Source organism: Patescibacteria group bacterium, assembly GCA_041662665.1.
In the GTDB taxonomy this organism is placed as follows: domain Bacteria; phylum Patescibacteriota; class JABMPQ01; order JABMPQ01; family JAQVVF01; genus JAQVVF01.
This window is the reverse complement of record JBAZSC010000001.1, coordinates 232,880-244,588: the sequence shown is the minus strand read 5'-3', so window position 1 is coordinate 244,588 and position 11,709 is coordinate 232,880. Positions and strand designations below refer to the sequence as shown.

At 30.5% G+C, this 11,709-nt stretch carries 13 protein-coding genes; 1 reads left to right on the top strand and 12 read right to left on the bottom strand.

The features are described from left to right. Positions 1-9 precede the first annotated feature (9 nt). The 11 genes from WC663_01295 to WC663_01245 form a co-directional block, all read right to left on the bottom strand. Complete coding sequence (locus tag WC663_01295; GenBank protein MFA6295967.1) at positions 10-2,688, bottom strand: PAS domain S-box protein; 2,679 nt, start codon at positions 2,686-2,688, stop codon at positions 10-12. A 29-nt stretch (positions 2,689-2,717) separates the two neighbouring features. Beyond that, the gene (locus WC663_01290; protein ID MFA6295966.1) at positions 2,718-3,452 is read right to left on the bottom strand and encodes a hypothetical protein; all 735 of its coding nucleotides are present in this window, start codon (positions 3,450-3,452) and stop codon (positions 2,718-2,720) included. A 15-nt stretch (positions 3,453-3,467) separates the two neighbouring features. Beyond that, positions 3,468-3,992 carry a hypothetical protein gene (locus WC663_01285; protein ID MFA6295965.1) on the bottom strand — a complete coding sequence of 175 codons (525 nt, stop codon included), beginning with the start codon at positions 3,990-3,992 and terminating at the stop codon, positions 3,468-3,470. 106 nt (positions 3,993-4,098) lie between these two features. After that, positions 4,099-4,743: a DUF4352 domain-containing protein gene (locus WC663_01280; GenBank protein MFA6295964.1), complete on the bottom strand. Its 645-nt coding sequence runs from the start codon at positions 4,741-4,743 to the stop codon at positions 4,099-4,101. Positions 4,744-4,811: 68 nt separating this feature from the next. Next, positions 4,812-5,222, bottom strand: a complete 411-nt coding sequence (locus WC663_01275; GenBank protein MFA6295963.1) for a four helix bundle protein — start codon at positions 5,220-5,222, stop codon at positions 4,812-4,814. Positions 5,223-5,307: 85 nt separating this feature from the next. Beyond that, the gene (locus WC663_01270; GenBank protein MFA6295962.1) at positions 5,308-6,258 is read right to left on the bottom strand and encodes a thiamine pyrophosphate-dependent enzyme; all 951 of its coding nucleotides are present in this window, start codon (positions 6,256-6,258) and stop codon (positions 5,308-5,310) included. A gap of 30 nt (positions 6,259-6,288) precedes the next feature. After that, positions 6,289-6,633 (bottom strand): four helix bundle protein, encoded by a 345-nt coding sequence (locus WC663_01265; GenBank protein MFA6295961.1) that lies wholly within the window; start codon positions 6,631-6,633, stop codon positions 6,289-6,291. 33 nt (positions 6,634-6,666) lie between these two features. Next, positions 6,667-7,434 (bottom strand): glycerophosphodiester phosphodiesterase family protein, encoded by a 768-nt coding sequence (locus tag WC663_01260; protein ID MFA6295960.1) that lies wholly within the window; start codon positions 7,432-7,434, stop codon positions 6,667-6,669. Between the two features lie 59 nt (positions 7,435-7,493). Beyond that, a complete protein-coding gene (gene porA, locus WC663_01255; GenBank protein MFA6295959.1) occupies positions 7,494-8,648 on the bottom strand; it encodes a pyruvate ferredoxin oxidoreductase in 1,155 nt (384 codons plus the stop codon). Between the two features lie 95 nt (positions 8,649-8,743). After that, a complete protein-coding gene (locus WC663_01250) occupies positions 8,744-8,998 on the bottom strand; it encodes a 4Fe-4S binding protein (GenBank protein MFA6295958.1) in 255 nt (84 codons plus the stop codon). Positions 8,999-9,147: 149 nt separating this feature from the next. Further along, positions 9,148-9,726, bottom strand: coding sequence for a 2-oxoacid:acceptor oxidoreductase family protein (locus WC663_01245; GenBank protein ID MFA6295957.1), 579 nt, complete (start codon positions 9,724-9,726; stop codon positions 9,148-9,150). A 71-nt stretch (positions 9,727-9,797) separates the two neighbouring features. Here WC663_01245 and WC663_01240 point away from each other — a divergent pair, with 71 nt between their 5' ends. Continuing rightward, positions 9,798-10,361: a hypothetical protein gene (locus tag WC663_01240; protein MFA6295956.1), complete on the top strand. Its 564-nt coding sequence runs from the start codon at positions 9,798-9,800 to the stop codon at positions 10,359-10,361. Between the two features lie 136 nt (positions 10,362-10,497). Here the strand turns inward: WC663_01240 and WC663_01235 are convergent, their stop codons facing one another. Then, the gene (locus tag WC663_01235) at positions 10,498-11,607 is read right to left on the bottom strand and encodes a CapA family protein (GenBank protein ID MFA6295955.1); all 1,110 of its coding nucleotides are present in this window, start codon (positions 11,605-11,607) and stop codon (positions 10,498-10,500) included. Between the last annotated feature and the right edge of the window lie 102 nt (positions 11,608-11,709).

Here is an 11,709-nt window from a genome sequence, read left to right as displayed (position 1 = left end):
CTATTGCCCTCAGATTATTCTTCCTTGCTGTTCTTTTTCCATTTTTTTTATTTTTTCTTTTAGTTCAATCATTTTTAATTCTCTACCTATCATAAGGTTATTGAATCTTTCCAGTTCTTTGTTTCGTGTATCGAGACTGTCTCGAGTTTTGTATAACTCCAAAAGGCCACCGATATTGAAGCTTAAATTTTCAAGCAATTGCAAATCATAATCTTTGTAACCACCTTTTTTGTTGGCGACACAGATATTTCCAATTGTTTTACCTGCAATATTGATTGGCACTCCTAAAAAGCTTGATATAGGCGGATGACCTTGTGGTAATTTGCCTTTGCTTTTTGGATGTTTAAGCGGATTGTTTGATAGAATCGGTTTGCCTTCCGTAATAATTGCACCAAAAGTATTTTTTAAATCTTTGAAAATCATATCTTTGACTTTCATATTGCATTTTTCCCAACCTGGACGACTAATTGATACGATTTGCATCCAATCTTCTTCTGTCTTAATACCAATAAAACCGAATTCTGATTGCAAATAACTTACAGCAAAATTTTGAATTAGATCATAAACCTGTTGCATTTTTTCTGTTCTTAAAATTTGCGCAAAAAGATCATTAATTTTTCCTAATTTTTCTTCTTTTTTTACAAAACTGCTAACATCTTGTTGAATAATTACAATATTTGTAACCTTGCCTTCCGTATTGAAAATTGGAAAAATTTTGCTTTTGGTAATAGTTTTTACTTTATCAGCAGAAATAAATTCGATTGGCGGAGTCTCGACAATTTTTCCTTGCAATGCTTCTTTGACATATTTTATTGTGCCTTGTTTGATATTAGTAGGATTCTTGAAAAAATCTGTCCTATAAATTGTTGCTTTGGAAGGAATTTGATAAAGTTGCAGCATTGCTTTATTTGCCATAACATATTTTCCCAAAGAATCGAGAATAAAAGTTGGTAACGGAGATTGATTTATTAATTCTTGAAGAAATTTGGATTGATTCTTCAATTTTTCTTCATCTTGTTTTTCTTTTGTTTTGTCTTCATAGACGGCAACAATTTCATCATTACTTATTTTGTAGATATAATTATCTCGCCAACCAATAATTCTCTTATCCTTATACTGACCTAATGGAAAATGTTCGGGCTTACCTGTTTTCCATACTCTTTTAAAAACTTCAAGTATGCCAAATTTTTCAACGCCTGGAAAAACATTTGTTACATCTTTGCCAATAGCTTCTTCTTTTTTAATTTTTTCAATTTTTTCAGCTGCTGGATTTAAACTTTTGATTATTACATCTTGTCCATTATTTTTTACAGTATAAATTGCAACAGCGTTTTTAATACTCTCGAAAAGTTTTGAATATCTTTTTCGGCTTTCAATAACGGACAAGATATTCTTTTCGCGCTCTGCGCGAATACGAAGGACACTTATGCCAAATGACATATCACGAGATAGCTCTTCCATTAATTTAATTTCTTCGGGATTAATAGCATATGCTTTCGTTGAATATATTAAAAGAGCGCCAAATACTTTTTCTTTTCCGTTCTTTAATGGAATAGCAATACCAGATCGATATCCGCGTTGTAATGCAGCTTTTCGCCATGGAGTCATAAGCTTGTCAATTTCAAAATCTTGGACATAGACAGTTTCTCCACTGCGGATAGCAATGCCAGCAGGTCCGCGACCACGTTCTGCTTTTTCCGACCAGCTGAGTTTAGCATTTTCAATATATTCGCTTTCAAACCCTGCCCAAGCTACTGGACGTATAGTTTTTTCCTTATCATTTTCGGCATATCCTACCCATGCGAGACGATAGCCTGCTTGTTCGCAAATTATTTTGCAGATGGTTTTAAGTAATTTCCGTTCATCTTTTTCTTTTAATAAAGCCAGATTACAACTTGAAATAGCTTTTAAGGCGCGATTCAATGAATAAAGCGAAACCTCCATATTTTCTTCTTTTGTAACATCGCGAATAGTAATTATGATAACGTCGCGCAAATAGCTGATTTTTGAGGAGCTTACTTGGCCGATAAAAGTTGTATTGTCTTTTCTATTAAATTTGATTTTGATTCGACTCGTAATTTTATCTTCGAAAATATAATTACAAATATTTGTATTTCTGTTTGACTCACAAATCAAAGAACAAATATTATTATTAATTAATTCTTCTTTCAAATAACCAAATTGCTCTAGAATCCTTTTGTTAGTTTCCTGAATTTTGCCTTTCGAATCAGTGATAATCACTCCATCAGGTGCAGTATCAATTAATGTCTTGTAGTATTCTTTGGAAATATTAATTTCCTTTTCTTTTTTTATGAGATCAGTGATTTCATGAAGGGATACAATTTCACCAACTCTTTTTTTGTTTTCATCAATAATAGATGATGCACAAATTTCATAGAATATATGTTTATCTTTTTTTGTTATTGCTTCTACTTGATAAGGTTTAACTTCAGCTCCAGACATTCTTAAAGCAAAATTTTTAAGCATCATGGAAACGCTTTTGACAGTAAAAATTCCTGCCAGAGATCCAATATTTTTTCCAATTAATTCTTCTTTTGTATAGCCATCAACACTTAATATTCTATTATTTATATCAGTGATATTTCCTTTTAAATCTAAGATAACCAGAATATCAGTACTGGCGTTAAAAGCTTGATGGTAAATTGTATCATTATGTATTATGCTCATATTTTTTTCTAGAAAATATAAAACTTATTTTATTTATTTTCTTCTAATTCTTTTATTTTGTTTTTCAATTCTATTATTTTTAGCTCTCTGCCAATCATTAGACTGTTTAATGTTTCTAGTTCATTGGTTTTTTCTTCAGTTTTTTTAAAACTTTCGTCTCTCGCAAAAAGAGATTTTCTAAGGTTTTCACTTACTTTTTTGTTTTGTTCTATTTGAACATTTAATAATTTTTGGAAACGTTCTTGCTCACGCTGATAAATGCAGAATAGGATAAGAATAATTGCTAAAGAAATTAAAAAAATTATCAAAGTATATGTTGAATAAGGGAAACTAAAATATTTTGGCAAGCTAACATTTGAAAGATGAAGGAAAAAGATAATTAAAAGAATTGCATAAAAGATGATTGACCAATATAGTCCTTTTTTATAACCTTGAACCATAAAGATAATTGGTGGAAACATATAAACCCAGTACAAGCCTGTAGAATCAAATCCGCCTGTTGAGTAATTATGAATTGAAATGAATGTAATAGTTAAAGAGCCTAAAAATAATGCAGTATTCCAATATTTTGGAAAATTAATTAAGATTATTGCTGCTAAAAGCATCACAACAAAGACGAATTCTAAGATTGCAGTGCTAAAATCTTTTAGATAAAGATTAATGAAAGCGTAGGCTGAAAAGATCAACATTCCAATAATTGCCAAAAAATAAAAGAATCTTTTTTTACTAAAAATATATTGGGATTGAAATGAAATATTGTTCATGCTATTTTTTTATTTTTATAACAATCTGAATGATTGAAAAACCGGTGCAAAATATTTTGTATTTGATTCATCGAATTTCTTTAATTTTGCAAAACCTGTTAATAGATAAAGTTTTTTATTTTTTATTATAATTATTTGGGCTGTTTTAATTTTTGTATTGCCTGAATGTCCTTTGTAGATAACTTTTGCTGCTTTGTAAGGTAATTTTGTATAGTTCTTTACTCTAGTTGGATGTATAGATGTAACACCTTGAGAAAAACCTTTTGCATACTCAATTGCAAAACTGTTTGCTAATCCCAGATGATTTTTCTTCCAACTATTTATCTCAGAAGTTGAAACACCAGCTTTTTGAATGCTAAATAGAATTATGTTCTTACCATAAAAAAAACGGCTTCCCTTGCTGGAAGTGAGAGTCCAAGTTGAGGGAAGCAAAATTGAGATTCCTAGACCAGAATCTTGATAATTTATTTTTGTTGCAAAACAATTTGAAATGCTAAAAAATAAGCCGACAATTACCAAAAAGGCAGTTATTCTTTTCATATTGTTGTTTTTGTTATATCTAAATTTGACTATTTTATTATAACACAATTTTCTTTTATATTGAAGTACAAGATTCAAGGTAAAAGCAATAAGTTATAAACACTTTCTATTTTTCTAATTTTATTAAGATTTTTGTATTTGTATTATCATCATAAATAAAATCAATGTTGGGGACATTTTTATTGACTTCGAAAATTAGACTGCCACTCTTCTTTTGGCCAGGAGAAAGCGAGATTTCTTCTTCAAATACTGACTGATTATCATTTTGACTTGGAATGACTAAAGAAAATTCGCCATCATCTGGATCTTCGGAGCTAAAATATAAAATTGATATTTTTTGATCATCAGCAGTATTATTTTTTAGAGAAAAATCTATTTTATAAAAATCATTATCTTTTGCTGGCTGGCTAGATTTTAGATTTATTTTTTTATTTGAATTAATTTGCAAATCTAAAATTTCGTTTGAAATAGTTTGACCGATCGTTCCAGTATTTTGCTTTCTTTCATCTTGATCTTCGGTTGGAACTGTAACTATTGGTTCTTCTTCTAAGCCATCTAAAGCCAATTGCCATTTTTTGGCATTAGAAAATGATTTTGATTTTTGATTGTTAAAATATTTTATAAATAAGAATGAAGCACTTGAAATAATTAAAATGAAAATCAAAAGCCCAACAAAAATACTGAGGCTGATGATTAGCGTAGTATTATGTTGCTTATTCTGCTTTTCTAAATTTTTTGTTTTGTTTTGCATGGATGTGTTATTAAACACTGAAACACTAGAACACTTAAACACTCGAAAAAAAATACATATGTAGTGACCTATTTGAGTGTTTTAGTATTCGAGTGTTTCTTTGTTAAAGTTTTAGGGTGTTTTTGCGTCTTATTGTCTAATGATTTTATTTCAGACCAAAGCATTGCACCAATTTCTTCTGCTAATTTGATAGCATGCTTATAATCCTCTATTGATAAATATTTTTCTTTCATCGAAAAATGCAACAAATATTTTGATTCTTTCAATGAACCATATGAGGTTTCAAAAAAATTCAACTGAACAGCCGGTCTTCTTCTAGCATAGCCTTCGAGATAGTTGAGTATTACAGAAAGGCTAGCTCGACGAATTTGTGATGTAACTCCATATAATTCATCTCTTGGAAACTTTTTTGTTACAAGATAAACGAAATGCACATACTCATCCATTTTTAATTTCAGTTTTTCTTGGAATTTTGTCATGACGTTGAGATGAACACTTAAACACTCGAACACTTGAACACACAAAAATTTAATGTTTTAGTGTTTTTAAAAAAGTGTTGGAGTGTTAGAGTGTTTTGGTGTTTTTTACCAGCTTTTCCCACTCCTGATCAACATCTTTCTGTATTTTAACAATTAGATTACGATTGCCTGCTTCGAACAAGTGTGCGAAACGTTTTTGCGGTTTTAAAAATTCTTCAATTGATTTTCTTTTTTCTGGTTTGTAATTAATTTTGTATTTTCCATTTTCAACTTCGTAAAGAGGCCAAAAATTTGTTTCAACTGCAAGACGAGAAATTTCAATGCCTAAATTTTCATTAAATTTCCAGCCAACTGTGCAAGGAGCAATGACATTCATAAATTTTGGACCTTTTATTTCGAAAGCTTTATGCGCTTTTTCGTATAAATCTTGCCAATGAGAAACAGATGATTGGGCAACATATGGAATATCATGAGCAATAGCAATTTTTGTTAAATTTTTTCTTTTTTCTTCTTTGCCATGATGTTTTTTTCCGTCTGGTGTTGTTGAAGTTTCAGCGCCAAAAGGAGTAGCTCCAGATCTTTGAATTCCAGTGTTCATATAAGCTTCATTATCATAACAAACAAAAAGACAATTATGGCCTCTTTCTAACATACCAGATAAAGCTTGCAAACCGATATCATATGAACCTCCGTCTCCAGCAAAAGCGACAAAATTGCAATCCTCAATTTTTATTTCTTTGCCATTTGCATCTTGAATTGTTTTATTGGCTAAAGCTCTGTGAGCAGTTTCAACACCAGAGACCAATGCGCCAACTGCCTCAAAAGTAGAATGAATCCAAGGAACTTTCCAAGAAGTTGTCGGATAGATTGTTGTTGTGACTTCCATGCAACCTGTAGCATTAGCAACGATGACTGGCTTGTCTGATGCTTTGAGAATTGTTCTAACGATTTGAGGAATAGCAGTACAACCGCGACAAGTGCCGTGACCGGATTCTAAATAATTTGGTTTTTTTACTAATTCTTTAAGGGTTATCATATAGTTATAAAGTTTTTAAAGTTATAAAGTTCATAAAGTCTTGATTAGACCTGAAATTGTTTTTGATATTTCTAAACATAATTTATAATTTTCATTAAACTGTTTTTGATTTATGTATTCTAGTTTGAAAGCAATATATAACATTGATCTGACTTCAGCGCAAGAGCCTTTAGCGATATAAAGAAAATTTTTAAATTCTTTATTAGTTTTTCTTTCAAATCCTTCAGCAATATTATTCATCATTGATATCGAGGCTCTTTGAATCTGATCTCTAAAACTGAAATCTCTTGAATGCTTAAAAAGTTTATATATATTTAGACTTAAAGTTCCGGCTTTCTGCCAAGAAATAATTTCTTCAAATTTTTTAATTTTCATTTACTTTATAAACTTTATAACTTTAGGAACTTTTTAACTATGGAGCGTTGTTTTTTGTCTGTTCATTTTGCCTAAGACTGCTTTTGCTAAATCAGGTCGATTCGTAATCACGCCATCAACACCTAATTCCATTACCCATTTCAAATCTAGTGACCAATTGACAGTCCAGGTATTAATTTTAATGCCTAAATTATGGACTTGCTTGATTTTTTTTCTAGTTAAAAATCCATAATATGGATGCACATAATTCAGATCATTTTTCTGGATAAATTTGAGATTATTTTTTCTGAGTTGCCAACACAATAAAGCAATTTTTATTTGGCGGTCAATTTCTATTATTCTTAAAATAATTTTTCTATTAAATGAAGAAATTATTACTTTATAGCGAAGATTATATTTATCCAAAAGCGCGATTAATTTATCGATGCTTGCTAAAGGAATATTTTTTACTTCAAAGTTATAATTTGTTTTTCCTAAAGTTACTTTTATAACCTCTTCCAAAGTTGGAATTGCTTCTCCATGAATTTTAATTTTTTTTAAATCAGCAAGAGTAAAATATTGGACTAAACCAGAACCATCGGTCATGCGATCAATTGCTGAATCATGAAAGACAATTAATTCATTGTCTTTTGTAACTCTGATATCTAGTTCAATCATATCCGCGCCAAAAGTACATGCTTTCCTGAATGAATCTAAGGTATTTTCAAAAGCATACGAAGAAGCTCCTCTGTGTGCAATGATTAACGGATTATTAGTATTTAACATTATTACAAAATTGTTACATTGATAAAAATTTTGCATTCCAAAATTTTTATTTGTTAAATTGTTAGCAATTTAACAATTGAGCAATTAAACAATGTTTAGTGCAAAAATTTTGCCTTACCTATAAATTCTCCTTTTTCTAAGTCTTGAAAAACCTTTCTAATATCAGCCAAAACCGTATCATGACCGCCTAAACCGTAAATATATGATGCAACTTGTGGTTTTGATTCTAAAGAACTTAGAGACAGCATAACATCAGAATATAATGGAGGCATAGCGCCAAATGCAATTGATCGATCTAAAACTGCGACTTTTTTTGCATTAGCTAAAGCTTTGGAAATTTCTTGATATGGAAACGGACGGAATAATATTGGTCTAATTAAACCAACTTTTTGTCCTTTGGCTCTTAATTCATCAATAACAACTTTTGAAGTTGAAGCTGTTGAAGCTAAAATGATTATAATTGTATCAGCATCTTCTGTTTTATATTCTTCAATTAAATTATAATTTCGATTTGTTAATTTTGATAATTCTGAACTAATATTTAAAAATTCTTGGCCAACATTATTGTAGACATCAAATTGCTGTTTTTTTATTTCTGTAAAAGTGTTTGGCAATGACAATGGACCGTAAGTTGTTGGATTTTTAATATCCAAAAGCGGACGATCTGGTTTGAATTCGCCAACAAAATTTTTAACATCATTATCTTCTAAAACAAATGTTTTTTCAACACTATGCGAAGTTGTAAAACCATCTTGGCAAACCATTATTGGCAAAAATAATTTTTCTCCTAATCTTTGGGCAATGATTGAAAAATCATAAACTTCTTGATTATTGCCGCAAAATAATTGAATCCAACCTTGTTCTCTTGCTCCCATAGCATCTGAATGATCGCTATGGATATTAATTGGAGCTGACAAAGCACGCATTACAAGATGCATAACAATTGGCAAGCGCAATCCTGAAGCAACACCTAATACTTCCCACATCAAGGCCAAACCTAATGATGCTGTCGAAGTGATGACTCTGGCACCTGATGCAGATGCTCCAACACAAGCTGACATAACAGAATGTTCTGATTCAGCAGTAATAACTTTAGTATCAACTTTGCCATCAGCAACTAATTGCGAAAAAAATTCAATAATGAATGTCTGCGGGCAAATTGGATAAATTGAAACAACGTCAGGATTTATCTGGCGCATTGATTCAACTGCTGATTGAGAACCAGTAATGGCTTTAAATTTATTATTCATGTTTAGATTTTTAATATCTTAATATCTCAATATCCGAATATCGTGCTTTGATTAAAAAAAATATTCGGATATTATGATATTCGGAAATTTAACTCCTACTTCATGATTATCGATTTGTTTGGACATTCATGCGCACAGATTCCACAACCTTTGCAGTAATTCAAATCAATATAATCTAGTTTGTCATCTTTTGCCTTAATGCAATTTTCTGGACAATATTGGACGCATTGCAAACAATTTTGACATTTTTTTCGATCAACAATTGGAATCTGTAATTTCCAAGAACCAGTTTTATTACTAATTGATGAACCTGGCTCAATAATTTTTGCACCGATATGTAAATCTGACATAAATTTTATTTAATTTTCAATTTCTAATTTCTAATTTTTATTAAATTCCTAATGAATTAATTTCTAAACATCGACGATCAAAAATAGATTTAAAAATTAAAGCATTAAAAATTTAATAGAAATTAGAAATTTAAAATTATAAATTAAAACTATATGACTGAGTCATATCCGGTTTTTACAGCTTTAACGTTTTGATCAGTCAACAATTGTCCATATCTCGCTGGAAATTCTTGATTAATTGTTTTTACAACATGATCAAGAGTAATAAATTTTTGATTATCTATTTCTAAAACTTTAATCAAAGCGCCGAGCAAAACTGTGTTTGGAATTGTTTTGCCAAAAATTTCTTCTGAAATTTTATTGGCATCAACTGAATAAATTTTGGCTTTGCTTTTTAGAATTTGATTAATTTGTTCGCTTGATTTAGGAGAATTAACTAAAACCATTTGTTTTTCTGTAAAATCTTTAGCAACATTTTCAGTATTTAGCAAAGTTTGATCAATGACAACTGAAATATTTGGATTATAAACTTGAGAATAAATTCTAATTGGCTCATCAGAAATCCTGACAAAAGACATTAATGGCGAGCCTGATCTTTCTGGTCCAAAATATGGAAAGGCTTGAGCATATTTGCCATAATTAATAACGCTTTCAGCGAAAAAATGCGCAACTGTATTTGCGCCTTGTTGGGCTCGAGCATGAATTCTAATTTCAAAAATATTTTGCATGATAATTGACTTTAAGATAATTTTTTAATAAGATTAGAAGTTAGCACTTTCACAAACCAGGAGGACAAAAAATGCATTTAGGCAATAACAGAATTGTATTTTTAGTAGGACCATTTGCGATAAAGGTTGCCAAAACTTATATTTTTGATGAAATATGGCGTAATTGGTTTAATTTTGCTGGACTTAATGACTGCAGATCACCCATTAGAAAAATTAGTTTTTGGGATAGATGTATCAGAGATATCTTCTATGCAATCAGAAAACGTTGGCCATTAGCTATTAAGCATAATTGGCTAGAATTTGTTTATTCTGCTCGTTACAAACGGAAGAATATGATGCCAACTTATTTTTCAATAGGATTGGTCAATATTCAAAAAAGAGGATATCAAGCTGATTTTGATTTTCAAGCGGCAAAAGCAATGTATTTAGATTTATATAGAATTCATCCATTTGATCCTGATTGTAAATCGTTCAATCTTGGATCAGCTCAGCTTGCACATCATTGGGAACAAAATAATTTCTGTTATGATACTAAAGGTAATTTACGAATGATTGATTATGGAGATCCTGAAATTTTGTGGTTTTTACTTGAACATCCTGATTTTTTTGAACCTTTTCATAAGTCATCGAAGTGATGGCTTTTTTATTTGCAAATAACCAAGAAACAAGATACAAACAAATTTCAAATTAAAATAACCAAAAATCAAACTCGACGAGTTTGGTCATTGTAATTTGAATATTTTGATTTGTTTGTTTCTTGTATCTTGATCATTAGAAATTAATTACAGAACTTTTCAATTCCATTTGATTAAATATTTTCGACTTTTCCGCATCATTAGCTACCCTTGGCTGATTAAAATCTTCAATAATAACTGGAATAAATTCGGCTTGATTAAATCTGTTGTCTTTATATTTTAATTTAACTATAACACCTTCTTTTGTTTCTTGCGACCAATCTTGATCAAAAACAAAATTACCCATTGAATAAATTATGTATTTATCTTTATATTTTTCTGTTGTCTCAACCCAATGCGGATGAGAGCCTAAGACTAGATCTGCGCCATTATCAATTGCACTATGTGCAAAATTGATTTGATCTTGAATTGGCTTTGGAGAATATTCTTGTCCAGCGTGCATATAGACTATAACGCTATCTGCCTGAGTTTTAGCTTGGTCGATATCTATTTTTGCTTGATTAGCATCCCAAAAAGCAACGTCTGGTTCATTTTCGCTCAAATGAGTTTGGAAGTCAATACCGTCAGAATAAGTATAAGCTAGAAAAGCAAATTTTTTGCCTTTGCTTTCTAAAATCGCTGGCTGATGTGCTTCAGCGAAATTTTTTCCTGCTCCGCAAAACTTAATATTATTTTGATTTAATAGATCGAAAGTGAAAAGCAAACCTTCTGGGCCTTGATTTTTAGTATGATTATTTGCCATAGCCATAACATCAAAACCTGCTAATTTTATGCCTTCAATAAATTCTGGCTCAGCTTTAAAGCTCATACCTTCAGTAATTAAATCGCCTTGATTTAAAAAAGGAGCTTCTAGATCACCAAATGTGATATCGCCTGCTGACAAGATATCGCTAACTTTTCGAAACGGCAAAGCATTGTCACCAGATTCTTTGATTTTTACGCCAACATGGCGAGACATAATAATATCGCCAACTGCAGTTAAATTAATTTCCGAATTTGAATTTTCTGCTTTGTCTGCTGAATCTTTTGGAGCGGAGGCGGAATCTTTTTTTGACGAAGTTAAATCAATTATTGTTTCACCAGTTACTGATTTTTTATTATCTTTTGTAAAAAAAATAATCCCAACAGTTGCGGCAAGAATTAAGATAATGCCGATTAAAATTATTTTACTTGGTGACTTATTCATAAAATATAATACAAATCTACGAATCTATGCAAATCTACAAATATGCAAATATACGCGAATTCGCTCATTCGTAAATTCGTTGATTTGCATAAATTCGTATAT